The sequence below is a fragment of the Novosphingobium sp. genome (genome assembly GCF_025351285.1).
Taxonomy (GTDB): Bacteria; Pseudomonadota; Alphaproteobacteria; order Sphingomonadales; family Sphingomonadaceae; genus Novosphingobium.
On sequence record NZ_JANXWG010000089.1, the window covers coordinates 15,378 to 41,055 of the forward strand.

Below are 25,678 nucleotides of genomic sequence, written 5' to 3' on the forward strand. Positions count from 1 at the left end.
AGCTTGCCTTGCAAGGCTTTGCAACTCCGCCAGTCGTCAATCCGCGATCAATGTGCCGTTGGCGTTCCAGGGACATGCCCGGGCAGAAGCGGCTGGCTCGCCAGATCGTCCGCCTCGGTCCATTCGATCGCTTCCAACGGCGCCACCAGCGCGATTTTCAGCACCTCGTCGACATGGCTGACCGGGATGATGTCGAGCCCCTCGCGCACGTTCGCCGGAATTTCGGCCAGGTCCTTGCGGTTTTCCTCGGGGATCAGCACGGTGGTGATGCCGCCACGCAGCGCCGCCAGCAGCTTTTCCTTGAGCCCGCCGATCGGCAGCACGCGCCCGCGCAGCGTGACCTCGCCAGTCATCGCCACGTCGGGGCGCACCGCGATCCCGGTCATCATCGAGACCATCGCGGTCACCATGCCCACGCCCGCGCTCGGCCCGTCCTTGGGCACCGCGCCTTCGGGCAAGTGGATGTGGATGTCCTTGCGCGCGAACAGCGACGGCTTGATCCCGTAAGCGGGTGACCGCGCCTTGACGAAGCTGAACGCCGCCGAGACCGATTCCTGCATCACTTCGCCCAGCTTGCCGGTGGTCTTGACCTGGCCCTTGCCGGGCACGGTCACGCTTTCGATCGTCAGCAACTCGCCGCCGACTTCGGTCCACGCCAGACCCGTCACCGCGCCGACCTGCGCTTCTTCCTCGCCCATGCCGTGCTTGTACTTGCGCACGCCGGCGAAATCGCCGAGGTTTTCGGGCGTGATCGTGACGCTGGTGACCTGCTTTTCCAGGATCTTGCGCAATGATTTGCGCGCCAGCCGCGCAATTTCACGCTCCAGCGTGCGCACGCCGGCTTCGCGGGTGTAATAGCGGATCAGATCGCGCAGACCCTCGGTGGTCAGCGTGAATTCGCCCTTCTTGAGCCCGTGCGCCTCGACCTGCTTGGCCACCAGATGCCGCTCGGCAATCTCGACCTTTTCGTCCTCGGTATAGCCTTCGAGCCGGATGATCTCCATCCGGTCGAGCAGCGCCTGGGGCAGGTTGAGGCTGTTGGCGGTGCATACGAACATCACGTCCGACAGGTCGTAATCGAGTTCGAGGTAGTGGTCCTGGAACTTCGAATTCTGTTCGGGATCGAGCACCTCCAGCAGCGCCGACGCCGGATCGCCGCGGAAATCCTGGCCCAGCTTGTCGATTTCATCGAGCAGGAACAGCGGGTTGCTGGTGCCTGCCTTCTTGAGATTGGTGATGATCTTGCCCGGCAGCGAGCCGATGTAAGTCCGCCGGTGGCCGCGGATCTCGGCCTCATCGCGCACCCCGCCCAACGATTGCCGCACGAACTGGCGCCCGGTCGCACGCGCGATCGACTTGCCCAGGCTGGTCTTGCCCACGCCCGGAGGCCCGACCAGGCACAGGATCGGCCCCTTGAGCTTGTTGGTGCGCGCCTGCACCGCGAGGTATTCGACAATGCGGTCCTTGACCTTGTCGAGCGCATAATGATCGGCATCGAGCACGTCCTGCGCGGCGGCGATGTCCTTCTTGAGCTTGGACTTCTTGCCCCACGGCAGTCCCAGCAGCACGTCGAGGTAATTGCGGATCACCGTCGCCTCGGCGCTCATCGGCTGCATCCCGCGCAGCTTCTTGAGTTCGACCTGAGCCTTGGCGCGCGCCTCCTTCGACATCTTGAGCTTGTCGATCCTGGCCTGCAATTCGGCGAGTTCGTTGGTCTCGCCTTCCTCGCCGCCGCCCAGTTCGTTCTGGATCGCCTTCATCTGTTCGTTAAGGTAATATTCGCGCTGGGTCTTCTCCATCTGGCGCTTCACGCGGCCACGGATCTTGCGCTCGACCTGGAGCACGCCAAGCTCGCCCTCCATGAAGGCCAGCACCATTTCCATGCGCTTGAGCGGATCGGCTTCGGTCAGCGCGGCCTGCTTTTCCGCGACCTTTGCCGCCAGGTTCGAAGCGACCGTATCGGCCAGCTTGCCCGCGTCCTCGATCTCGTCGAGCGCACCGCCGGCGTCCTGCGGCAGCTTTTTCGACAGCTTGGCATATTCGCCGAACTGTTCGACCACCTGGCGCATCATCGCCTCGACTTCGGTGCCCGAAGCCTCTTCCGGTTCGATTGCGGTCACTTGCGCAACGAGCATCTCGCCTTCTTCGCGCAGGCTGTCCAACACCGCACGGCGCTGGCCTTCGACCAGCACGCGCACCGTCCCGTCGGGCAGCTTGAGCAATTGCAGCACCGTGGCGATCACACCGGTTTCGTAAAGATCGTCGCGCTCGGGCTCTTCGCAAGCAGGATCAAGCTGCGCGAGCAGGAAGATTTCCTTTTCCGCGGTTCCACCATCCTTGTTTACGGCGCCACTCATCGCCGCTTCGAGCGCCGCAACCGACTTGGTGCGGCCGACGAACAACGGCACGACCATGCCCGGAAACACCACGATATCGCGCAACGGCAACAGCGGATAATCGGTCATGTCGGCACTTGTCTCGGGGGTCATATCGGTCACGGGGTCCATCCCATCACGCGGCGGGCGATGCGATCACGATGATCGCGGGCCGCAGCGGCTCGGTCCGGATATGGTGACAGACCCCCGCCCCTGCAATGCCGCGCTGCACAAGGACTGTGGATTGGCACCTTCGGGCGGCATCGGGATCGCCCCGGCGGGACCTGTGCCGTAGAAGCTCGTCCGCTGCACCGGATATCCGCGCAAGGCAATTGGGGACAACCGCGAGCCGCAGCTTGTCGCGTCAAGCTGACCGCGATCAGGCGACCTTGCGCCCGAAAGCAGGCCGCGCGGGCTGGACCAGCGGCACCGGCACGGCTTGCGCCTGTGCCGCCAGCCGTTCCCTTTCCGCAAGATGCCGCGCGATGATCGCATCGGCATCGAACGCCGGGGCGGCCGCTTCGGCCTGATAAGTCGCGGCGGCCTTGTCTTGCAGCGCCCGAACGGCTCCGGCTTCCGGCCCGGGCTGCGACACAGCCCGCGCAAGGTCCGCCGAACCGGGATCGGGTGCAGTCTTTTCCGCAGCCGGCAAGTGCGCGGACGCCAACGCCTTGCCTTTTGCAATCCGGCGCTGGCCCAGCCAGATCGCGAACAAGCCCATCAGCCCAGCTCCGATCAATGTTGCGACCGATCCACTGAGCAGGCTCGCCACGCCCGCTAAAATCCACAGCACACCAAAGGCGATGCCGATGTAGCCCTGGACCACCAGCGCCCCGCCATGGACCACGCGCGCGCCGGTCTGGAGCGATTTCAGGCCGCCACTGACCGCGGCCTGCGCCTTGCGGGCGCCCTCGCCCTCGCGCTGCCACTCGGCGGTCGGCTTCTTGATCACATCGCTTGCTCCTGGCCCGCCTCGGTCAGGCCGCTTGCTGCGCCTTCAGCGCGGCCAGCCGCTCGGCCACGGTTGCGGATTTCTGCATGGCGCCGATTTCGGCCACGCCGTTGATCGTTTTGGCGTCCGAACGCGTGAACCCGACCCCGCCCGCGCCCGACATCGCACGATCGAACGCGGCTTCGGCGGCATCGACCTTCTTTTCGGCCGAACGTTCGGGATGGCTCGGGCCGTCACCGCCCAGTGCAGCCTCGCGCTTCGAGATTTCGTACGCCGACAGCGCATCCTGCATCTGGGACTTGCGCGCTTCCAGAGCGGTCAGTCCATCGGCCAGCCGCGCTTCTTCCTCGCGCGCCTGGTCCTGCACCGCGTCGAGCTTGCGCGATTGCTCCTCGAAATCGACTTGCCGGGTGATCGCCGCCTCGGCCAGGTCATCGCGCCCGCTGGCCACGGCAAAGCCGGCCTTCTCGGTCAGTTCCGCAACCTTCTCGCCCAGCAGCTTCTGCTGGCGCGCGGCCGACAGCCGACGCGCCATCGCCGCATCGGCTTGCGCCTTCACCGCATCGATCGCGCGATCGGCCTCGCGCACCGCTTCGCGCATCACCGCATCGCCGCCGGCCTTCTCCATGCGATCGACCGAATCTTCGACCGAAGCGCTGAACAGCCGCGAAACGCGCGCAAAAATCGATTCGGACATGAAATCCCCCAGATAAGGACAACTCGGTTACTTGCCGTAATTTGCGGGCGAGGATTTAAGGTCGCGTTAAAATCGCCGCCAGCTCCATCCGTCAACATTTTGTCAAGCCAACCCCGGTACTTCCAACCTTACTTGTCGAAAGGAAGCATCGATGATCGCGTTTCTGCTGATTCTGCTGGTGGTGATCGCCGCGCTCATCGCCGCGCCGGGGATGATCTGGGTATCGACCAACAACCGCCTCGTCGCGCTCGACACGCGTTGCGACACCGCCTTTGCCGACATCGACGCGCACTTGAAGCACCGCCAAAACCTGATCCCCGCGCTGGTCGAAACCGTGCGCGGCTATGCCAAGCACGAAGCGCACATCCTCGATGGCATCACCCAGGCCCGCGTCGAAGCGATGCGCGCGAGCGCGCCCGACATGAAGCTCAAGGCCGAAAAGAACCTGACCCAGCAGATCAACGCGCTGCTCGGCGTGGCCGATCGCTATCCCGACCTGAAAGCATCGGGCCACTTCGCCGGCTTGCGCGATGAACTGATCGACGCCGAAAACCGCATCACCGCCTCGCGCCGCTTCTACAACCTCGCTGTCGGCGAATACGACACCACGCTGCGCCAGTTCCCCGGCAGCCTGATCGCGCAAAAACGCAACATGAGCCAGCGCAAACCGTTCGACCTGGGCTTCGAACGCGTCCTGATCGACGAACCGATGGCCATCGCGTTCTAGGCCACACCATGCGCGTAAACGGCCTTTACGGACACGTCGCCCATAACGACAAACGCTCGATCCAGTTGCTCGGCGGGTTCGTGCTGAGCTTCCAGATGATAGCGATCGTCTCGCTATGGGCGCCGCTGGCGATGTGGGACCCGGCGCACGCCCCGTTCGAGAACTGGACCGGCTACCTCCTGCGCTGGGTGCCGCTGACGATGATCGCCGGCGCTGGCCTGTTCGCGCTGCAATTCGCCTGGCACGTCCGCACCGTCCAGAAGCAGACCGGATTCCGCTTCGTCGACAACGCCGATGAACCGCGTCTGTGCCGCATCATCGAACCGCTGATCATCGCCGCCGGCCTGCCCACCCCCTACGTCGCGGTGATCGACAGCCCCGCGCGCAACGCCTTCGCCTGCGGTATCCGCGCACAGGATGCGGTGCTGGTGTTCACCCGCGGGCTGATCGACGGGCTGGATGACGAGGAACTGGCCGCGGTCGCCGCGCACGAAATCGCGCATATCAAGGCCGGCGATATCCGCCTGATCGCCGCGACGAACGTGTGCGTCGGCACGCTCGAATGGTTCACGCATCGCCAGTTCCGCAAGGTGCCGTGGTACCAGGAATCGCTGTCGCTGATCCTGTCGTCGTTCATGCTGCCGGTGATCGTGCCGCTCTACATCGGCTTTTCGACGCTGCGCCAGCAGGCGTTGCGCGGCGCGCACCTCACCCGGCTGATGGTGTCCTCCGCGCGCGAACTGGTCGCCGATGCCGAGGCGGTGCGGTTGACGCAGAACCCCGCCGCGCTGGTTTCGGCCTTGCGCGCGATCGACGGGCGCAGCGGGCTTGGCGATCTGTCTTCAGGCCAGGATGCGATGATGATCGACGGCGCGACGGACGGCCCCACCGCATCGCACCCCACGATTGCCGAGCGGATCGCGGCGATCGTCGCGGTGACCGGATCGATGGCGCTCGTCGCCCCCTCGCGCCGCGATACACGCGAGCCTTCACAACGGCCCGGCGGCTTTGGGCGTCGTGCGGCGCTGGTATCGACCGAAGCCCCCACCCCAGCCGCGCCCGCCCGCCATCGCGCCACCGCAGGCAACGGCCGCAACTGGCTGGGCCTGACCCCGGCGACAAGCTGGGGCGCGCTGATCGCCTGCTCGATGATCGCCGGCATCCACGCGCAAGACCTGACCACGCCCGCCGGCATCGCCCGCACCTTCGACGTGCGCGTGGTCGGCCGGGTGCTCAACCTGGCGGTCGGCTGCCAGACCGAAGGCTTCAGCGCGACGCGGGCCGCTCTCATCGCCGGCGTCAATCCCAAACCGAACGAATGCGACGATATGTCGCAGATCTTCAAGAGCAACGGCCCGCAAGCAGGCCACTGACGCTGCTGGCGCGGGACCAGGATCCAAGGAGCGACGCACCGGGATAAGGTCCGGTGCCCCACACAACCCCGCTCTCGCCCCCGTACAAAACCATCGTCGCCCCGCACTCGATGCGGGGATTGGCTTCGCTACGGCGCACCGCGCGCCAACAAGTCGCCAATGCGAATTCGTCCCGGCCAAGATCGGCAATCCGCAATGGCGGGACTTGTGGGACAAAAGATTTTTTGCGAGCGTAAACAAAAGGTTAGGCAGACGACGTTTAGACTCGGGGCGAAGTACGGCGTGCCCGGTCGGCATATGAGTGGCCGATCTCAGCCAGCCAACGCGAAGTTGACCCGCAAATAGGGGAGCCAGATCGCCTCGACCTCCACGTTCACATCGAAGTCTGCAAGCTGCTGCTCAGTCGCATCAGCTTCGCCATCGTCTCCAAGTACGGCAATGGTACCCTTCCGCATCGGGATTTCGCCGCACCAACCGCCTGGAGCATGACACGGGCCAGCTACCCGTTCCCCGCATTCATGATCGATAACCCATAATTCCCACCCTAGCACCTCGACACCATCAATTCGGCAAGCTGCAAGGAAGATGGCCGTATCGGTCAGCTTTATGCCCAGTTCCCCGTTCGTTGCACGAAACGCGCGCGCTTTCACAGCATCGTCCAACGAGGGCGGGAACTTCATCATCGCGACTGCCTATGCCTTCAGCTTTGCGTCCGCAATTGGGTCGTGTCCGGGCGGACCAGTTCGAGCCCCATGCCGGCACTTTCGGACATTTGCCGAGCGAACGTTACTGCTCCCCCGTCTCGTCTCCCGTCCTGCTGCCGTTGAAGCAGCACCATGGATCGCGAACGTTGCTGCGGGTTGGTGACCTTCATCGCCGATCGCCATCACGGCACGATTTCGCTTTGTTGAAGGCGCAAGGAAGCTGGGCCTCGGATCAAGCCCGCTGCGACGGTGGTGGTGGAGCCGCGTTTGCGGCGCATCCTCGCCCGCGCCCACCAAAAACTTTCCTACACGCCTCGCCCCCGCTATAGCGCCGCCGCGCCCGGTCGGTCGGGCAAAACACTCTGTGACTGCCAATCGCGTGCATGTGTTTAATCAACTTGCAGTTTGCGCAACCGGAAACCGGGGCGCGGTTTCCTGGCCTTCGGGAGGATCGGAGTTTACGCTCAGGACACCGTCCGTTCCGTCAACATGTCACCTTTTCGCTCACGCGTTCGCGGTGCGATGGATCAGGCGCTCACGCTGACCAGGCCGCCGGGTGTGGGCGCAATGCCGGCATAAGCGGCGCTTGCCGGGGAGCGTGCCGATCCTTGCGCGGCGTGGAGTTTGGCCAGGTGCGCCGGATCGCGCGCTTCGGGGGCGAAGTGCTTCTTTTCGGCCGCCTTCTTCGGGTCATTTACCCCGCCCGGCCCGGCCGAGGGGTTGGCCGGATCGATATCGGCCTTGGCCTGCGCCACCTCGGCGCAATTGATGCACGAAAAGCCGTTGACGGTTACCGGATGGGAATAGTTGCCACTGATTGACAAAGGTTCGCTCGACTCGCCGGAATGAGACGACGACCATGCCCGATCGGGGTTAACGCCAGCCCGGCACAGGGCTCCGTGTCATTCCTCGACCAGCGCGCGCAGCTTGGTCATCAACGCGCCGATCCGTTCGGCCGCTTCGGTGAAGGTGGCCACATCGGCCCGGTTGTTGTTGCCGCGCGCTTCCTTGGCACTTTCGAGATAGCCTTCGTGATCGACTTCGAGCGCATCGACCAGCATCTCGATTTCGTCTTCGGTCAGCGTCAGTTTGATTGCCTTGGCCATGGTGTCGTCGTCCGTGATTGAAAGGTTTTTGATCCGATTGGCCAGCCGGTCGGAAACCGGGCGAGCCAGACGCGAGCGCCTTAGACGAGCATCCGGCCAGCGCAACCCGCGATGTTCGGGTCAGGCAATCGACACGGCTTCGGGTTTGCGCAGGCCCAGCAATGCCTTCACCCGATCGCGCAACAGCGGGGTGCGCGCCTCGGTCATCGCGGCGAACAGCCAACCCCACGCCACCGCGCCAAGCACCACCGCGGCAAACGCAAGCAGCGCCATGCCGCCCGGAAGCAACCGCTCGCCATGGCCAGGCCCGCGCATCAGCCACGCCGCCAGCAGCACGACCAGCGGCAAATGCGTGACGTAAAGCGAATAGCTGGCATTCGCACCATAACGCGAAACGGGTCCGAGCGCGCGCACCGGCTTGGGATCGATCACCAGCAGCGCCCAGCACAAGCCGGCAAACGCGGCGCCCACCAGCAAGTCCGAAGTGACAGAGCCGAAATACTGGACCCGCGCCGCGCCCAGGTTGGCCGCCAGCAGCAGCGTTGCGACCACGAGCACCGCCGCGCCCGCTCGCCGCGAAACCCGCCCGCGCCAGCGCCGATCGGCATGATAGACCGCGCTGCCCATCAGCCACACTGCAAAACCCGGCAGTAAATGCGGGAACAGCGCCAGCACCGCGAGCGCTAACAGCGAACCAGACAGCCGCCGCGCCAGCAGGAGCACCAGCGCGGGATAACAGATGTAATACCAGAACTCGTTAGTCAGGCTCCACAGCGCACCGTTCGAGCCGAGCGTCTCGACCAGCAGCGTCTGTACGAACGCGAGGTTGCCCAGCAGCACGACCAGCCCCAGCCGTTCGGCCACGGGATACTGGATCGTCAGCGACCCCGACGTGCCCGCATAGATCGAACCGCCCAGCGCATGAACCCCCGTCCAATCGAACGCGGCACCCAGCAGCAGCGCGGGCACCAGCACGATCAGCAGGCGCGATAGCCGGTCGACCAGATAATCCGCCCAGAACCTTGGGCCATCGATCCGCCGGTCAACCGTTTTGCTGATCCAGAAGCCGGACAGCACGAAGAACACGATAACCGCAGCGTGGCCGAAGCCGGTGCCGAAATAAAGCGCCTTCCACAGCAGGCCGATCGAGCCGACGTCGGCATATTTGCGCAGCAGCAGATCGCGCACGTGCTCGATGACCACCGCCAAGGCGGCAACAAGGCGAAAGCAGTCGAAATAGAAGAATGCGCCGCGCGCGCCGGCTTTCACGAATTGGGCTTCATGGTGTGCACTGCATGATCTGGCCGGGTTCCTTGCATCGGGCGGTGAAGCGCGATGCGCCCGCACACCATCGCTGCCATAGCCAACCAGGCTTGGCAACGCCCCGCCAACCGCTTCGATCAGATGCCCGCGAAGCGACAGAACCCGATTGCGGCTGCCAGCGCCAGCGCCTGAAGCGCAAGCACTTTGCGACCGCGCTGCATCGGAGCGTAACGGCGCCAGGCGGTCGTTTCCGCGAACAGCCAGACCAGCGGCAATTGCGCCGCAAACAGTGTGCGGATCAACTGGGTGACGATGGCTTTATCGGCCAGGGCTTCACTGGCCGGAGACCATGGCATGAGCGAACGCGCAGCCACGATGCCGACAATCAATCCCGAACAGGCGAGCGGACCGATCATCCCGATCCAGTTCATCGCCGCGCGATGTTCGGCCGCCCGATTCAAGCTTGTCGCCATGGCTGCTGCCTCTCTCCAGACCTGGCAAGTTCGGTCCGCCAGTGCCTATGCTGAAGCATGATCCGCGATGGTTAACACTTCGCAAAACTACGTAGCATTTTTGGTCGGCTTGATGAGGGACAAGAACTGCCCGGCTAAACCGTCGAAGCCATTGTGGAAGGCGAGACGGCCGACTTTGATTGCCTTGCGCTGGCCGACGGGCCGAGCGAAGTGCATAAGGTGCAAGCCGCCAAGGCTTTGTTCAACCGTGGCACGGTTGCGCCCGGGTTGGTCCCGAGCAAGCATATCCCGACCCGCATGGAGACATTTGCATGATCGATCCACTGTTCGATTTCACAGGCAAGGTGGTGCTGGTTACCGGCGGTTCGCGCGGCCTGGGCTACCAGATGGTCAGGGCCTTCGCCGCGCGGGGGGCGGATGTGGTCGTGGCCAGCCGCAAGCTCGACAACTGCGAGGCGGTAGCAAACGAAGTACGCGCCCTGGGCCGCAGTGCGCTGGCAGTCTCTGCGCACGTCGGCAAATGGGCCGAATGCGATGCGCTGATCGAGCGCGCTTATGCTGCGTTCGGGCGCGTCGATGTGCTGGTCAACAACGCGGGCATGTCGCCGCCCTGCCCCAGCCACGAAATGCCTGAGAGCCTGTTTGATTCGGTGATGAACCTCAACTTCAAGGGTCCGTTCCGGCTCGCCAGCCAGATCGGGCACCGCATGGCGCAAGGAGACGGCGGGGCGATCATAAACATCAGTTCGACCGGCGCGTTGATGGCGCTGCCCGGCGTAGTTCCATACGGCGCAGCCAAGGCGGCGCTCAACGCGATGACCGTGTCGCTGAGCCGCGAATACGCACCCACAGTGCGCGTCAACACGATCAGCGCGGGCCCGTTCCTGACCGACATCGCCGAAGCCTGGGACCCCAAGCGGCGGCACAAGCAGCCAGTCGCAATCGGGCGCCCGGGCAATCCCGAAGAAATTGTCACCGCCGCGCTGATGCTGGCGAGCCCCGCCTCCTCGTTCACCACCGGGGCGCTATTGCGCGTCGACGGTGGGCAACAATGATTTTCGTTCCCTTTGCGTGATACGGGGCATTGCCTGGGCAACGGGCTCGATCGCAGGCGCCAGCGCAACCAGTTCCGCCGGATCACCCAGGCTTGGAAGCACCGGCGCGGCATCGCGGCAGTTGGTGCGCCGAATCAAGCGGGCGTTGCCATTGAGACAGTGCTGTGCACCACCGATCCGCAAGAGGCGTCGGCCCAATCCGATCAACCCCGATCGACCAATCGGATCGCAAGAAGTGACCGAATAGCGGGGGAACACGTCTCTACTCTTTCCGATCTCAGCCGTCGGTCGCAGCGTCGGGCTTGCGTTAAATCGATCGCTGGAGCCTGCAATGCCATTTTCATCCACCCCGCGCGACGATCCGGCCGGCCAGCCTGATGTCATCGCTGCCCTGGATGCGGCAGTGGGCCCGGACAGAGTGGAGCGGCACGACGGCCGTCGCGTGTTCTTTTCCACTGACCTGAGCCGCAGCGGCACCGAAGCGCTGGCGATCGTCCGCCCCGCCAACACCGACGCAGTCACCACTATCCTGAAAATCTGCCATGCCGCCGGGGTATCGGTGATCGCGCGCGGTGGCGGGTTTTCGTACACCGGCGGCTACCTGCCGATCAACGAATCCACCGTCATCGTCGACATGCGTGATCTGGACCAGGTGATCGAGATCAACGCCGAGGATATGTATGTGGTCGTCGAATGCGGCTGCACCTGGGAACGGCTTTACGAAGCGCTGAAGGCCCAAGGCCTGCGCACGCCTTATTTCGGGCCGATGTCGGGGTATGCGGCCACGGTTGGCGGGGCTTTGTCGCAAGGATCGTTCTTCCTCGGATCATCGCAGTACGGGCCGGTGGCCGACAGCGTTCTGGCGGTCGAGATCGTCCTGGCCGACGGGTCCGTGCTGCGCACCGGATCGTGGGGTGCCGCCGCCGATGCGACCCCGTTTTACCGCAGTTACGGCCCCGATTTCACCGGCCTGTTCCTGAGCGATACCGGCGCGCTGGGCTTCAAGACCAAGGCTGTGCTGAAGCTCGTGCCCTTTCCGCAGCACACCCAATTCCTCAGCTTCGTGTTCGATCGCGAAGAAGCCGCCATTGCCGCTGTCTCGGCGGTCGGACGCTTGGGGATCGCGGGCGAATGCTATTGCTGGGACCCTTATTTCGTGAAGGTCATGGCAGCGCAGAGCACCAGCCTCATGCAGGACTTGAAGCTGCTCGCAGGCGTCGCTCGCGGACAGAAAGGCTCGCGCGGGTTGTTCAACGCTGCGCGGCTGGCCATCGCGGGCAAGTCGGTGTTCGACGGCGAGGTGTTCATGCTCAACATCTCGATCGACGACCCGACCGCCGAGGGCGCCGACGCACGCCGGGCGTTATTGCGCGACCTTCTGGCCGGAACCGACGCGCGCGAGATCACGCCGTCCGCGCCAATGGCGACGCGCGGCACGCCGTTCATCAACTTCAACACGTCCGAGCGGCGCACCACCATGCGCAACCTGCCGACCAACGGGCTGGTGCCGCATTCGCGCCTTGCCGCCCTGAGCCGCGATGTCCGCCTGGTGCTGGCGAACCGCGCCGAGGATATGGCGCGGCATGGGATCGAGTGCGGGGTCATCTATTTTGGTGTCGGGCAGCAGGGCGCCTGTCTCGAACCGCTGATCTATTGGGACGATCCGCGCCATTTCCAGCACGATCGGGTAGCCGAACTGAGCAACATCAACGCGCTTGCCGGTTTCGACGGCCCGTCCGAAACCACCGAACTTGCCATGCAGATCCGCAAGGAGCTGACGGCCGTCATGGTTCGCCACGGCAGCGCACATGTTCAAATCGGCAAGACCTACCCCTGGCTGGCCACGCGTACACCGCCGATCGCCGCGTTGATCGGCGCGATCAAGCGGCACGTCGACCCAGATGGGCGGATGAATCCCGGATCTTTGGGCCTGGCCGACTTGCCGGCCTGATCGCGCTCGGTCCAAGCCATGCAAAATCGTCAAGAACTTGCCCCGTATCATGAGTTTTCGACAACCGAAAGGCGGGCGTTTGCAGTGGGCTCCCTTCCCGCAAACGCCACATTCCCGCCTCATGCCTGCTCGGATGCAAGGCCATCCCGGAGAGGCAATCATGGAGATCCAGCAACTTCGACACCTGCTTGCGGCAATCGATACCAAGAACCTGCTGCGCGCATCGGAAAAGACCTTCATTTCGCAATCGGGGCTTAGCCGCAGCCTCAAGAACCTAGAACACCGGTTGGGCGTGCCGATGCTTATCCGCGGCCCCAAGGGTGTTGAACCGACGATTTACGGGTTGACGGTGATGCGCCGCGCCAAGGTCATCCTGAACGAGGTGGCACGATCAATCGAAGAGGTGAAGGCGCTCGAGCAAGGGCGGATCGGCGAAGTTACCTTCGGCATCACCCAGAACTACGATACGTACCTCGTGCCGCCGATCCTGGCCGCGCTTCACGCCGAAAATCCCGATCTCAAGGTCACCGTGATCGCGGATGGCTTTGTCGAATTGCTGGCGCGGGTGAAGTCCGAAGCGATCGACTTCGGTTTCGGCCTGATCGGCCCGATCCACTACAGCGACGGCGTGACGATCGAGCCGTTGCGCGCGCACCGCTCGCGCGTGTTTGCCAGTTCGAGCCACCCGCTGGCGCAACAGGACACGGTGTCGAATGCCGATCTCGCGCATGTGCAATGGGCGATGCTCAACAGCGAAAGCGTGCAGCGCGGGTTCTGGCTGTTTTTCGAATCGCGCGGGATGGCGATGCCGGTGCAGACGCTGCGCAGCAATTCGATCGCCTTGATCCGCCAGATGGTGATCGACACCGACGCGCTGACGATCCTGCCGCAGGAGGTTGTCCAGCAGGAGCTCGATGCCGGCCGCCTCGTCGCGATTTCCTGCGACACGCCCGTCGAGAAAACCAACATGGGGCTGTTCTTTCGCAAGGACGGCCTGCTCACGCCGCAAGCCGAACTCGTCGCCAAGCACTTCCGCGAAGCGACCAACGCTGCCGAATAGCGCACTTCAAACCCTGTAGAGACACGCCCGACGATGACCGAAAACGCGCTGAACACTTATCGCCGCACGCTGACCACGCTCGACGAGGGCGAAACCGCCTGGTGGTATCTCGGCACCGGGATCGTGACCGTTCCCGGACACCCGCCGATCATTGTCAACCACGTCGAAACCGTGATGATCTATGGCGCGCAAACGCTTGACGACACATCCTACCGCGTGCCGTGGTGGGAAATCGGCGTGTTCCGCGACGCGATCACCGGCGAGATTTCCAGCAACTGGACCAACCCGCTGACCGGCCGGACGGTCGAGGCGGCGCGCAAGTTCGAGGAAGGCCCGTCGGGCTTCAGCCTGCGCGCGGATGGTTCGGGTGGTATCGCCATCTTCGATGCGGTCCAGGCTTTCGCGCGACTCGAAAGCGCCGAGGTCACGCTGCGCGACCTGGGTGACCGCGTCTGCATCACCCAGACCGAACGCAAGGTGCGCGCCTTCCCCAGCGGCGAAGGCATCCCCGAACTGACCGAGCAGACCGGATCAGCCGCGCACACCGTGCTCGAATGGACCGCCAGCAAGGCCGATCTCGCCACATCCAGCCCCTCGGTCCCCGCTACGGGCATGTACCGGCTCGATATCGCGACGCCGCCATGGCTGGGCTTTCAGGATTTCGAATCGCGCTTTTCGATCCACGGCATCATGCACAAGGCGGCGATGCACGAACCGCTCAACCCGCGCGGTTGGGCCGAATTGCAGCAGTTGTTTCCTGAATACTTCGAAGCGGGCGAAATCAGGCCGCGCTGGGCGTAAGCGCGTCAGCGCGCAGGAACGCATCGATCCTTGCGGCAAGCACGTCCGCGTGCAGATCGAACGCGGCGCCGCCGAGTTCGGGCAGTTCCGCGACGGTTGCGGTGCGCATCATCGCCGCCGCAATCCGCGAGGGTTCGGCAAGATGGCCGGGTGGGTTCAGCACCAGCGTCGGCTGGGTGATGGCCGCCAGCCGCTCGGCCACGGGCCAGGCGAACAATGCCTCGTGCGCCCACGATCCGTTCGGCCAGGCGAGGAGCTCATCGACGAAATTGCCGAACGCCCGCGGCAGCGTTATCCCCGCGGGCCGGCTGCGTACGAGGAAATCCCAGCGCTCGGCCAGGTGATCGAGATTCTCGTCCAGCGAATGGCGCACGGTCAGCCGCGCCTTCCAGGCGGCGAAGTCCAGCGCTTGGAAATAGGGAATGCCCGACAGCACCAATCGGCTCACGTGGCGCGGATGCCGCAACGCCATTTCGGCGGCGATAGCCACGCCCGTGTGATGCCCAAGCAGCGTCATGCCCGGCGCTTCTGGGCTCAATGCAGCGGCGATCGCATCGGCATAACCCGCGATGTCGATGCGGTCCGGCGGCGGGTCGGACTGGCCGTAGCCCGGCGTATCGATCGCGATCACATGGCGTCGGCCGTCCAGCGCCTCGGCCAGGGCAACGAAGCTGCGCGACGAATATGCGGTGGCGTGCAGGCATACCAGCGGCGGCCCGCCAAGCGGCGTGTTCTCGCGCAGATGGACTTGTCCGAACGGACCATCGATATAGCGTTTACGAATGGCCACGTCCTGGCATCAACCTTCGAGGAAATCGGCGACGACCTTCCAGATCCGCATCCGCGCGTTCTGGAGATGCGCGTAATCACCGCCATCGGGCACGATCACCAGCGCCTTGTCGTGATGCGCAATCCGTTCGAAGAAATCGCCGCGCACCGATCCGCCCTGCATGTAGTTCTGCATGCCCGCAGCATAGCCGTACAGCATCAGCGTGGGGTTGGTCAGCCGCTCGGGCACCACCGCCACGCTGCCGTTCTCGTTTTCGACGCGGATACCGTTGGGTGCGCGCGGTTCGTCGCGTTCGGCCTGCACCGCCAGCGCCTCGTGTGCGGCGGGCTCCATGAAATCCAGTTCGAGCCGCTCGCGGAAATAGGCAGCGGCGTTGAACCACCAGTCGGTCTTGTCGGGAAACGGCACGCGGTTACCCCCGCCGATCGCCGGATCGAGCAGGATCAGCCGATCGATCGACGCCCCCCGGGTTTCGGCATAACGCCCGCAAATGCGCCCACCCCACGACCAGCCGAGCAAGTGCGGTTGCGCAAACCCTTGCGCGATCGCCCAGTCGATCACCGCGGCGGTGTCCTCGATCGCCTGATCGGTCTGGACGGTATGCGGGTGTGCGCTCAATTCGGAGTCGCGATAACCGCGAACAGAGAACGTCACCACGCCATAGCCACGCGCGACCAGCGCATCCATGAACGAGTAGTTCGCGCCGCCATCGAACGCGAAGTCATAGCCGAGCTGGCCCGACAGGTTAGCCCCCTGGACCAGAATGACGACCTTTGCGGGCGTTGCCTCCAGCCCCTTGGTGCGGACCGACAGTTTCCCCACTGGTCCGTCGATGAAAATGTCCGTGGCCAAGCTCATGCGGATTTCCGTTCGATTTGAGGGAAGACGATCTGGCGGATAGCGGCGCCCGAAGCGAGCGCATCGAACATCGTGTTGATATCCTTGAGCTGGCCGACATTGCTCAGCAGCCGTTCGACCGGGAGCCGGCCCGCGCGCCACAACGCTATGTAGCGTGGGATATCGCGCGCCGGGATTGCGCTGCCAAGGTAGCTGCCCATTACGGTCTTGCCGTCGCCGACCAGGCTGACGGCGGGGATCGAGAACATCTCGCGCGGATTGGGCAGGCCCACGGTGACCACCCGGCCCCCGCGCCGGACCAGCCCATAAGCCAGTTCGAGCACGCGCGCGCTGCCCACCGATTCGACCACCAGATCGGGCCGCCCACCGAGATGCGCGACGATCGCGTCCTCTGCGCCGTCGGGCGCGAACGCTGCGGCCGCGCCGAGTTCGAGCGCCAGCGCGCGCTTGTCCGCAGACGGGTCGATCGCCACCACCGGAATTGCCCCGCCCGCCAGCCCGCCCAGCAGCGCGGCCAGGCCGACCCCGCCAAGGCCATAGACGGCAAGGCTTTCGCCCGCCTTGAGACTGGCGGTGTTCAGCACCGCGCCGACCCCGGTCAGCACCGCGCAGCCGAACAGCGCCGCGACTTCGAGCGGGATGTCGGCATCGATCCTGACCGCCGAGCGGGCATCGACAACCGCGTGATCGGCAAAGGCCGAGACGCCGAGGTGATGCCGCACGCTTTCCTGCGCGCCATCGCAGCGATGGAGGCGGCTGCCGCCACGCAGCATCTCGCCCGCGCCATTGGCCACGGCCCCACGATCGCACAGATAGCCTTCGCCCGAAACGCAGCGCAGGCATTCGCCGCAGGCCGGCATGAATGACAGGACGACCCGGTCTCCGGGCGCGAACCTCTGGTCGTCGGGATCGCCCAGTGTGACGACCGTAGCGACCGCTTCGTGCCCCAGCGCCATCGGCAAGGGCCGCAACCGATCCCCGTTGATCACCGACAAGTCGGAATGGCACAATCCGGCTGCATCGATCCGCACCAGCAATTCGCCAGCCCGCGGCGGCGCGAGATCGAGCGCGGTTAACCGCAACGGCATGCTCGCGGCGTATGGATGCGCGGCACCCGAGGTTTCCAGCAGCGCAGCGGTAATCTTCATCTCGTGCCCCTCCGATGCCCTGCTCCTGGCTATGTCTTGACGGCATAATCGGACCGACGCTACGACCGGTTAGTCAATCCTGCTTGCAAAGGCGGCAAGGTCGCCATTTTGCTTGCACCACTTGTAGCCATGCCGGCAATCCGGGCTATCATGCCCACGGCAAGGGGCAGCACCGCAGCAGGAGGGCGGCTGGGTGGACAGTGACCAGGAACTGAAATCGCTGAAGCGCGGCCTGCGGGCGATGGCGCTGATCAACAAGCAGGGTTCGATCACCATCTCGGAATTGAGTCGAGCGCTCGAATTGCCGCGCACGACTGCCGAACGCGTGCTGATGACGCTGCTCGCCGAAGGGTTCTGCGATCGCGATCCCCAGACCAAGCGCTATTTCCTGACGCTGCGCGTGCGCTCGCTGTCGCATGGCTATACCGATGAAAGCTGGATCACCCACGTCGCCGCGCCGCTGCTGTTCGAAACGACCAAGCAGATCGGCTGGCCGCTGTTCATCGCCACCCCGCTCGGCGAATACATGAGCCTGCGGCTGACCACCGATCCGGCCACTTCGCTCAACCTGCACCGCCGCCACATCGGCAGCGAAATCGCCATGGGCATTTCCAGCAGCGGGCTGGTTCACCTCGCTTTCCTCGAGGACGAGCAGCAGCGGATCATGCTGGAGATCCTGCGCGCTTCCGATGATCCCGCGCAGGCGCCGGCGCGCGACGAGGCGCGGATGACGTATGCGCTCGAACAGATCCGCCGCAACGGCTTCGGGTTCGGCTTCGATCTGGGCCGCGAACGCAGCATCGCGGTGCCGATCATGGACAAGGGCCATGTGCGCGCGGTGTTGCTGATGGCTTTCATCACGCGCGCGATCGACAATGACGGCGTTGCCCGCAAGTTCGCGCCGCAACTGATCGAAATGGCACGCACGATCGAACGGCTGGCATTTGGTGACGGCGTGGCCGGTCCCCTGACAATATAAGGCGAGACCCTGGCCCGCCGGTCGAAGGTACGGTCTCGGGCGCCATTGCCCGAATGGCGGTTGGCGGGCTGCCTGATCGTGGTCAAGGTCGTCCCGACTGGTTGAGTGAGTGCACCGGGCAGCGGGAGGGCGGCCGTCTATGACACAGCATCTGGTCTCGATCCGACGTCCCGAACCCAGCGAAGCCGCGTGCCGGTTTCTCGAAGGATCGCATCGGCTCTATATCGATGGCGATTGGGTCGAGGGCGAAGGCCGCACGATCGCGGTCGAGAATCCCGCGCGCGAGCAATGCCTTGCCGAAATTCGCGCCGCCTCGGTTGCGCAACTCGACCAGGCCGTCGCCGCCGCGCGGGCCGCGATGGCGGGACATTGGGGCCGCACATCGGGGCGCGATCGCGGCGAAATGCTGCAACGCTTCGCCACCCTGCTCGATGCCCGGGCGGACCTGATCGGCGAAGTGATGACGCTCGACAACGGCTCGCCACTGGCGTCGTCGCGGATGGTGGTGAAGTTTCTCGCGGCTGAATTGTTCCGTTATTACGCGGGCTGGGCGACCAAGATTGCGGGCGAAAGCTTCACCCCGACGATCGGCGCGCGGCCCGATACCGATTTCCTCGTCGCCACGATCCGCGAACCGATCGGCGTGGTCGGCGCGATCGTGCCGTGGAACGCGCCGCCGGGGATGATCGCGCTCAAGCTGGCGCCGGCGCTGGCGGCGGGCTGCGCGGTGGTGCTCAAGACCGCGGAACTGGCGCCGCTGGTCGGCCAGATATTCGCCGAATTGTGGGAGGAAGTGGGCGGCCCGCCGGGGTCGTTCAACCTGGTTCACGGATATGGCGAGGACATCGGCGCCGCAATGGCCGCGCATCCCGGCATCGACAAGATCGCCTTTACCGGGTCGACCGCGGTCGGTCGCCGGATCGTCGAGGCGGCGACCGGAAATCTCAAGAAGGTCAGCCTGGAACTCGGCGGAAAATCGCCGGTGGTGATCTTTCCCGATGCCGATCTGGCCACCGCGATCCCGACCGCGTCGATGGCCTGCTATTTGTCGACCGGGCAGCAATGCATGGCCGGGTCCAGGCTGTTCGTGCACCGCGACATTCACGACGAAGTGGCCGAAGGCGTCGCCGCGCACGCGCGCACGCTCAAGGTCGGCGACGGGCTCGCCCCCGATACCGTGCTCGGCCCGGTCATCTCCGCACGGCAGAAGGCGCGGATTCTCGACTATATCGCCATCGCCCGCGACGAAGGTGCGCATGCCTTGCTCGACAGCGCACCGATCGACGGACCGGGCCACTTTCTTGGACCCGTGCTGTTCACCCAGGTCACTCCCGGCATGAGGATCGAACAGGAAGAGGTGTTCGGCCCGGTCCTCAGCCTCATCAGGTTCGATGACGAAGAGGAAGTGATCGCCGACGCCAATGGCACGCCCTATGGGCTGTCAGGGTCGGTCTGGACCCGCGACATCCAGCGCGCGTTGCGTGTCGCCAAGCGGATCGATTCGGGCCAGGTGGGCGTCAACATACACGGCGCGATGAGCCCCGAAACGCCGTTCGGCGGCAATCGCCTTTCCGGCTGGGGCCGCGAATTCGGCCGTGAAGGGCTGGATGGCTATCTCAAGACCAAGGCAATCAGCATCAACCTGGGCGCAAAACCATGAGCGATGCGCGCATCCTGATCGTAGGCGCCGGGATCGGCGGGCTGGTCGCGGCGCTGGCGCTGGTGCAGCGCGGATTCGAGGTCGAAGTCCACGAAGCCGCATCGGTGCTGGGCGAAGTCGGCGCCGGGCTGACGCTGAGTCGCGGATCGCAGCACGTGTTCCGCGCGCTTGGCCTGATGGACGCGATCGCGCCGTTTGCCTGCCCGGCGGCGGGTTTCGCGTTTTTGCATTACAGGACCGGCGCAGTGCTTGCGGGCCAACTCGACTTTGCCAGCGGTGGCCCCGACGATGGCCAGGCCGACATCGGCCGACAGATCCACCGCGCCGATCTCCACCGCGTGCTGGCGCAGGCATTGACCGAACGCGCACCGGGCGCGCTGCATCTCGCTTCGCGGCTGACTGGGATCGAGGAAACCGCGAATGGCGTGCGTGCATGTTTTGCCGGCGGCGCAATTGCCACGGGCGACGCACTCATCGGTGCCGATGGCGTCCGCTCGATCGCGCGCGAATGCCTGTTCGGCGAGCAAGCCCCCCGCTACACCGGTCAGATCGCCTACCGCTTCCTGGTCGGCCGCGACGCCGCGCGGGCCTGCATGGGATTGGGCCGGGGCGGCGTGTTCCTGGGGCCGGGGCGGACCTTCAACCGCTATACCCTGCGCGGCGGAGACGTGGTCAATTGTGTCGGCATCGCGCGGCATCAGGGCTGGACCGACGACGGCTGGTCGACCCCGGCCGATCCCGCCGAAGTGTTCGACGCCTTCGCCGGCTGGCATCCCGACGTGATCGGGTTGATCCGGCAGGCGCAATCGCTGATCAAGTGGGGCCTGTTCGATCGCGCGCCGATGCCGCAGTGGTCGCAAGGGCACGCCACGCTTTTGGGCGATGCGGCGCACCCGATGCTGCCATTCCTGGGCATGGGCGCGGCGATGGCGATCGAGGACGGCATGATTCTCGCGCGCGCGTTTGCCGCCGAAGCCGGGGTGGAGCCGGCCTTCGCACGCTATGAAGCGAGCCGAAAACAGCGCACCGCGCTCGTCCATGCCAAGTCGGTCGAACAGGGCGAACTGACGCAGGCGCGCGATCCCGAGAACTACGATGCCTCGTCCGCGCCGGCCAGCGATCCTGCGATTGTCGCATACGATCCAGTCGCTACGCCGATCTAGGCCGCTTACCCGCTATCCGGGTATCGCGGGCAAGCGGCCTGTCGCGCTGCCCGCCACTGGCCAAGGATGGTCCATATCTTCCAGCGCACTTAGGGATGCCATGACCTTTTCCACGCTGACTTATGAGAAGCAGGACCGCATCGCGACGGCCACGTTTACCCGTCCACACGCGCTCAACGCGATCGACGAGGCGCGGCTGGCCGATCTCGAAGCCGTGCTCGACGATGCCGAGACGGATCAGAACATCGGCGCGCTGATCCTGACCGGCACCGGCCGCGCGTTCTGCGTCGGCCTCGATCTGGGGCTTCTCGAACGCGCCTTCGACGATGTCGACTATTTCGAGGCGACCGTGCGCCGGCTCAATGCGATCATCACGCGGATCGAAAAGCTGCCGATCCCGGTGATCGCTGCGATCAACGGCTTTACTCGCGCCGGCGGGTTCGAGATGTCGCTCGGCTGCGATTTCATCATCGTCGCCGATGATGCCAGGATCGGCGATGTCCACACCGATGCCGGGGTGGTGCCGGCCTGCGTAACGATGCGACTCAAGCGCAAGGTGGGTGACCAGCGCGCCAAGGACCTGCTGTGGACCGCGCGCTGGCTCACCGGACAGGAAGCGGTCGACTTCGGGCTGGCACTGAAGTCGGTGCCCGCCGCGTCGCTGATCGCGGAAACGCGAGCTTATGCGGCCAGCCTTATCGACAAGCCGCGCCCCGCGCTGGCCATGCTCAAGGACATCATGCTGACCGGCGCGGATATGACCGCCGAGCAAGCCGCCGACTACGAACTGGCCGGCTTCGTGCGTTACATGCGCGAACAGCCTTACGGTCGCGAAGGCTACTATGCCTTCCGCGAGGGCCGCCGGCCGGCGTGGAAAGCAGTCGCTTGAGCAGGAGCGCGGCCATGGTGCGGATCTGGTTCCTTGCCATGATGCTAGGGCTCTTTGCCGGGTCCGCGCCGGCTCATGCCCAGGACCAGGCCGCACGCTGCGCCGCGCTCGAAGGCGGCGCACTCGCCGCGTTGCCAAGCGCGGCTACTTATATCGTCAAAGCAAAAGCCCAACCCGCCTCCGCCGAACGCCAGGCCTATTGCGCGGTCGAAGGCTATGTGAACCCCACCGACCGCTTCGGCATGTACCTGCCGATCGACCATTGGAACGGACGCTACCTCGTGCGCGGGTGCGGTGGCAGTTGCGGTTCGGCCGCGGTCGAACTCGCTTGCGGGCGGCACGTGCGCGATGGCTACGCGTGCCTGATCACCGACATGGGGCACTATTCCACGCTGGTCGATAACACCTGGGTCGACAACAATCTGATGGGGCTGGTCGACTTCGGCTACCGCGCGACGCATGTCACCACCGTCGCGGGCAAGGCATTGGTGCGCGCGTTCTACGGCAAGGCACCGCTCAAATCCTACTTCTTCGCCTGTTCCACCGGCGGCCGGCAGGGGCTGATCGAGGCGCAGCGCTTTCCCGAGGATTTCGACGGCATCGTCGCGATCGCACCCGCCAGCCTGCACCCGTTCGGCGGGGTCAAGCCGGCCGAGGTTTCGGACATCGACGCGTTCAACACCGGCCCCGATGATCGCCCGATTCTGCCGAACCGCAAGGCACTGCTGATCCACGCGGCGGTCGTGCGGCAGTGCGATTTGAACGACGGGGTGCGTGATGGGCTGATCGGCGATCCGCGCCGCTGCGCGTTCAAACCCAGTCAGTTGCTGTGCCGGACTTCGGATACCCGCTCCTGCCTCACCGCCGCGCAAGTTGCCGTCGTGGACAAGCTCTACACCTGGCGCGGGGCAGAAAAAGGCTCTGAACTCAACTGGATCGGCAACTACTTGCGCGATGCCACGCTGCCCGGCGAAGTGTCCAAACCGGTGTTCGACCTGGCCGTGGGGCGCGGCGATCCGGTGGTGACCGAAACAATGATCGCACCCAACAACCCCGACTTGCGCGCCTTTCGCGACCACAATTCGCGCCTGCTCCTTGTGCAGGGCTGGGCCGACCATTCGGTCATGCCGCCGCCGACGATCGAATACTACGAAACGATGGCCACGACGATGGGCGGACCCGCCGCCACCCGCAATTTCGCGCGGCTCTACATGATCCCCGGCATGGACCATTGCTCGGGCGGCGAAGGCGCCTCGGCGATCGACTACATGGCTGCGATCACCGGTTGGGTCGAAGAGGGGAACGCTCCCGAATACCTCTACGGCGTGCACCCGCTGCCCGGCGCACCGCTCGATTACTTCGGCATCGACCTGCACCGGCTGGACCGCAAGTGGTATGGGTTCGAGCGTAACCATTTTGCCTGGACCGGTCCCGGCAAAACGGCCGTGAGCAAGCCGACCGGCGTGACCACCCCGGTCCAGCCCGTGCAACCGCTGGGCGCAACGCTCACGCAGGCGATCACCGAGGCCGATCGGCTGGGCAGCGCCTCGGGCTATTCGCGCCGCTCGATCCTCAGCGGCATCGAAAAGGCGATCTGGCAAACCTTCTACCAAGCCGGCGCCGATGATGCGGCGCAGCGCGCGGCCGTGGCCGCGATCGATCGCACCGGGCTGTCGCCGGTGGCATTGGAGGCGGTGAACCGCATGAGCGCAGAACTGGCGCTCGACTGATGGCGGGCGGCTTCATCGATATCGTCTGCAACATCTACACCCCCGAGGCGGTCGCCAACGGCTGGACCGGGCTCGACGACGATTTCAAGCGGCAGGTGCGGATGCCGACCGAGATGTTCAACGGCGTCTCGATCGATGACTACTTGCGCAAGATGGACCGCGCCGGGATCGAACGGTCGCTGCTGATCGCGGTGCGCGCGGGCGACTTGCGCGTGCGCGGATCTTGGGAGATTCCGTACATCGAGATCGCGCGGATCGTCGAGCGGCACCCCGACCGCTTCTCCGCGCTGGCTGGGATCGACCAGACGCGCGGGATGCAGGGCCTGCGCGATCTGGAGCATGCAGTCAACCAGATGGGCTTTATCGGCGCGCACTGGTATCCGCACTGGTTCGCGTGCCCGCCCGACGCACCTCAGATTTATCCCTATTACGCCAAGTGCTGCGAACTCGACATTCCGATCATGATGCAGGTCGGGCACAACCTGGTCTATTCGAAGGACCGCCGGCTGCCGTCGGTGGCGCGGCCGATCCTGCTCGACCAGGTGGCGATCGATTTCCCCGAACTCAAGATCATCGGCATCCACATCGGCGTGCCTTGGACCGACGAGATGATCTCGATGTGCTGGAAGCATGACAACATCTTCACCGCCGGCGACGCTTACGCACCCAAGCACTGGCCGCCGCAATACATCCGCTATGCCGACAGCTACGGTGCCCACAAGGTGCTGTTCGGCACCGACTGGCCGGTGATCGATCCCGAACGCGCGGTGCGCGAAGTGGCGGATTTCGGGATGAAGCCCGCCAACCACGCGAAGCTGATGCGCGACAATGCGCTGGCCGTGTTCGGCAAGCTGCCGCGATGAGTACGGCGCGCGCCGGCCCAGCAACCTTCCATCCGCTGACCTTCGGCGGCGCGATCAGGTCTGCGGCCGGGCGCATTCCGGGCAAGATCGCCATCGTCGACGGGCCGCGCCGGCTGTCATTCGGCAATCTGGCCCGGCGGATCGACCGGCTGCGCGATGCGGCGATCACCACGCTCGGGATCGCACCTGGCGAAAATGTCGCGATCCTGTCGCGCAATCGCGCAGAATTCATCGAGGTGGTCGCGGGCCTGCCCGATGCGGGCGCGGCGGTCGCGACGGTCAACCCCCGCCTGACCCCACGCGAAATCGCCGAAGTCATCGCCGACGCTGGCGCGCGGTTGGTGTTTGCCGATGCGGAGTCTGCGGCGCTGATCCGCAAGGCCGCGCTCGCGGTCGAAGTGATCGAGTTCGGCGAAGCTTACGAACGCCTGCTGACCGAAGCACAATCCCCGCCGACCCTCCCGCTGATCGGCGAATGCGATGCCTGGACCATCCCCTATACCTCGGGCACCACCGGCAAGCCCAAGGGCGTGATCCTGTCGCACCGCTCGCGCATGCTGGTCGGGCTGGTTTGCGCCGCGGAATTCGGCTGCTTCGGCCCCGACGATCATTTCCTGGCAATGACGCCGATGAACCACGGCGGCGGCCTCGGGTTTCCTTGCGGTATCCTCGCGGCCGGCGGATCGATCGAAATCCTCGACAAGTTCGAGCCCGAACAGACGCTCGAACGCCTCAAGTTCGGCGGCGTCACGGGTCTGTTCATGGTGCCGACGCACTTCCAGATGATCTTCGCGCTAACTCCCGAGATATTGGCCAAGTACGCCCGGCCCGAAACGCTGAAGGCGATTCTCGCCAACGCAGCGCCGCTGCCGCAGGCGCTCAAGCCGCAGATCCTGGATTATTTCGGCGATCGCGTTTTGCACGAACTTTACGCCGCGACCGAGACTGGCCTGGTCTGCAACCTGCGCCCACAGCACCAGCTTGCCAAGGCAAGTTGCGTCGGCACCACCTTCGCCCACGTCGAAGCCGAGGTTCGCCGCGCCGATGGGTCGATCTGCGAT

Annotated in this window: 24 protein-coding genes; 13 read left to right on the forward strand and 11 right to left on the reverse strand. The window is 65.0% G+C overall.

All coding sequences use genetic code 11. The features are described from left to right. Nucleotides 1–47: 47 nt before the first annotated feature. The 3 genes from lon to Q0R16_RS10940 form a co-directional block, all read right to left on the reverse strand. Entirely contained in the window at nucleotides 48–2,489 is a 2,442-nt protein-coding gene (gene lon, locus Q0R16_RS10930; protein ID WP_295635950.1) for an endopeptidase La, read from the reverse strand. Nucleotides 2,490–2,754: 265 nt separating this feature from the next. Next, nucleotides 2,755–3,327, reverse strand: a complete 573-nt coding sequence (locus tag Q0R16_RS10935) for a hypothetical protein (RefSeq protein ID WP_295635927.1) — start codon at nucleotides 3,325–3,327, stop codon at nucleotides 2,755–2,757. Nucleotides 3,328–3,352: 25 nt separating this feature from the next. Next, nucleotides 3,353–4,024 carry a PspA/IM30 family protein gene (locus Q0R16_RS10940; protein ID WP_295635928.1) on the reverse strand — a complete coding sequence of 224 codons (672 nt, stop codon included), beginning with the start codon at nucleotides 4,022–4,024 and terminating at the stop codon, nucleotides 3,353–3,355. Between the two features lie 151 nt (nucleotides 4,025–4,175). On the opposite strand from Q0R16_RS10940, the gene Q0R16_RS10945 reads away from it, so the two are divergent. Further along, nucleotides 4,176–4,751 (forward strand): LemA family protein, encoded by a 576-nt coding sequence (locus Q0R16_RS10945; RefSeq protein ID WP_295635929.1) that lies wholly within the window; start codon nucleotides 4,176–4,178, stop codon nucleotides 4,749–4,751. A gap of 8 nt (nucleotides 4,752–4,759) precedes the next feature. Next, complete coding sequence (locus Q0R16_RS10950) at nucleotides 4,760–6,124, forward strand: M48 family metalloprotease (protein ID WP_295635930.1); 1,365 nt, start codon at nucleotides 4,760–4,762, stop codon at nucleotides 6,122–6,124. A gap of 311 nt (nucleotides 6,125–6,435) precedes the next feature. Here the strand turns inward: Q0R16_RS10950 and Q0R16_RS10955 are convergent, their stop codons facing one another. From Q0R16_RS10955 to Q0R16_RS10975, 5 genes are all read right to left on the reverse strand, one after another. Beyond that, nucleotides 6,436–6,807: a hypothetical protein gene (locus Q0R16_RS10955; protein ID WP_295635931.1), complete on the reverse strand. Its 372-nt coding sequence runs from the start codon at nucleotides 6,805–6,807 to the stop codon at nucleotides 6,436–6,438. A 548-nt stretch (nucleotides 6,808–7,355) separates the two neighbouring features. Further along, nucleotides 7,356–7,652 (reverse strand): hypothetical protein, encoded by a 297-nt coding sequence (locus tag Q0R16_RS10960; protein WP_295635932.1) that lies wholly within the window; start codon nucleotides 7,650–7,652, stop codon nucleotides 7,356–7,358. Between the two features lie 78 nt (nucleotides 7,653–7,730). Further along, nucleotides 7,731–7,934 carry a hypothetical protein gene (locus tag Q0R16_RS10965; RefSeq protein ID WP_295635933.1) on the reverse strand — a complete coding sequence of 68 codons (204 nt, stop codon included), beginning with the start codon at nucleotides 7,932–7,934 and terminating at the stop codon, nucleotides 7,731–7,733. Between the two features lie 120 nt (nucleotides 7,935–8,054). Continuing rightward, on the reverse strand, nucleotides 8,055–9,203 hold the full coding sequence (locus tag Q0R16_RS10970) for an acyltransferase (RefSeq protein WP_295635934.1): 1,149 nt from the start codon (nucleotides 9,201–9,203) through the stop codon (nucleotides 8,055–8,057). A gap of 131 nt (nucleotides 9,204–9,334) precedes the next feature. Then, nucleotides 9,335–9,670, reverse strand: coding sequence for a hypothetical protein (locus Q0R16_RS10975; RefSeq protein WP_295635935.1), 336 nt, complete (start codon nucleotides 9,668–9,670; stop codon nucleotides 9,335–9,337). A 311-nt stretch (nucleotides 9,671–9,981) separates the two neighbouring features. On the opposite strand from Q0R16_RS10975, the gene Q0R16_RS10980 reads away from it, so the two are divergent. The 4 genes from Q0R16_RS10980 (at nucleotide 9,982) to Q0R16_RS10995 (ending at nucleotide 14,537) form a co-directional block, all read left to right on the forward strand. Beyond that, nucleotides 9,982–10,725: an SDR family oxidoreductase gene (locus Q0R16_RS10980; protein WP_295635936.1), complete on the forward strand. Its 744-nt coding sequence runs from the start codon at nucleotides 9,982–9,984 to the stop codon at nucleotides 10,723–10,725. A 331-nt stretch (nucleotides 10,726–11,056) separates the two neighbouring features. Beyond that, nucleotides 11,057–12,676 (forward strand): FAD-binding oxidoreductase, encoded by a 1,620-nt coding sequence (locus Q0R16_RS10985; RefSeq protein WP_295635937.1) that lies wholly within the window; start codon nucleotides 11,057–11,059, stop codon nucleotides 12,674–12,676. A 160-nt stretch (nucleotides 12,677–12,836) separates the two neighbouring features. Then, nucleotides 12,837–13,736, forward strand: coding sequence for a LysR family transcriptional regulator (locus Q0R16_RS10990; RefSeq protein ID WP_295635938.1), 900 nt, complete (start codon nucleotides 12,837–12,839; stop codon nucleotides 13,734–13,736). Nucleotides 13,737–13,769: 33 nt separating this feature from the next. Then, nucleotides 13,770–14,537, forward strand: coding sequence for a hypothetical protein (locus tag Q0R16_RS10995; RefSeq protein ID WP_295635939.1), 768 nt, complete (start codon nucleotides 13,770–13,772; stop codon nucleotides 14,535–14,537). Here the strand turns inward: Q0R16_RS10995 and Q0R16_RS11000 are convergent. From Q0R16_RS11000 to Q0R16_RS11010, 3 genes are read right to left on the reverse strand one after another with little or no spacing between them, the layout of a single operon-like run. Then, nucleotides 14,518–15,327, reverse strand: a complete 810-nt coding sequence (locus Q0R16_RS11000; protein ID WP_295635940.1) for an alpha/beta fold hydrolase — start codon at nucleotides 15,325–15,327, stop codon at nucleotides 14,518–14,520. The genes Q0R16_RS10995 and Q0R16_RS11000 overlap by 20 nt on opposite strands. Before the next feature lie 9 nt (nucleotides 15,328–15,336). After that, entirely contained in the window at nucleotides 15,337–16,185 is an 849-nt protein-coding gene (locus Q0R16_RS11005; protein ID WP_295635941.1) for an alpha/beta fold hydrolase, read from the reverse strand. After that, the gene (locus Q0R16_RS11010; RefSeq protein ID WP_295635942.1) at nucleotides 16,182–17,333 is read right to left on the reverse strand and encodes a zinc-binding dehydrogenase; all 1,152 of its coding nucleotides are present in this window, start codon (nucleotides 17,331–17,333) and stop codon (nucleotides 16,182–16,184) included. Before Q0R16_RS11010 ends, Q0R16_RS11005 begins: the two co-directional genes overlap by 4 nt. A 193-nt stretch (nucleotides 17,334–17,526) precedes the next feature. Here Q0R16_RS11010 and Q0R16_RS11015 point away from each other — a divergent pair, with 193 nt between their 5' ends. From Q0R16_RS11015 to Q0R16_RS11045, 7 genes are all read left to right on the forward strand, one after another. Then, complete coding sequence (locus Q0R16_RS11015; protein ID WP_295635943.1) at nucleotides 17,527–18,312, forward strand: helix-turn-helix domain-containing protein; 786 nt, start codon at nucleotides 17,527–17,529, stop codon at nucleotides 18,310–18,312. Between the two features lie 139 nt (nucleotides 18,313–18,451). Beyond that, nucleotides 18,452–19,972 (forward strand): aldehyde dehydrogenase family protein, encoded by a 1,521-nt coding sequence (locus Q0R16_RS11020; RefSeq protein ID WP_295635944.1) that lies wholly within the window; start codon nucleotides 18,452–18,454, stop codon nucleotides 19,970–19,972. Further along, a complete protein-coding gene (locus Q0R16_RS11025) occupies nucleotides 19,969–21,135 on the forward strand; it encodes an FAD-dependent monooxygenase (RefSeq protein WP_295635945.1) in 1,167 nt (388 codons plus the stop codon). The genes Q0R16_RS11020 and Q0R16_RS11025 overlap by 4 nt, the downstream gene beginning before the upstream one ends. Nucleotides 21,136–21,235: 100 nt before the next feature. Further along, the gene (locus Q0R16_RS11030) at nucleotides 21,236–22,024 is read left to right on the forward strand and encodes an enoyl-CoA hydratase/isomerase family protein (protein ID WP_295635946.1); all 789 of its coding nucleotides are present in this window, start codon (nucleotides 21,236–21,238) and stop codon (nucleotides 22,022–22,024) included. Between the two features lie 14 nt (nucleotides 22,025–22,038). Beyond that, nucleotides 22,039–23,754, forward strand: a complete 1,716-nt coding sequence (locus Q0R16_RS11035) for a tannase/feruloyl esterase family alpha/beta hydrolase (protein ID WP_295635947.1) — start codon at nucleotides 22,039–22,041, stop codon at nucleotides 23,752–23,754. Beyond that, nucleotides 23,754–24,617, forward strand: coding sequence for an amidohydrolase family protein (locus Q0R16_RS11040; protein ID WP_295635948.1), 864 nt, complete (start codon nucleotides 23,754–23,756; stop codon nucleotides 24,615–24,617). Before Q0R16_RS11035 ends, Q0R16_RS11040 begins: the two co-directional genes overlap by 1 nt. After that, on the forward strand, nucleotides 24,614–25,678 hold a 1,065-nt coding region (locus Q0R16_RS11045; RefSeq protein ID WP_295635949.1), incomplete at its 3' end, for an AMP-binding protein. The genes Q0R16_RS11040 and Q0R16_RS11045, both read left to right, overlap by 4 nt.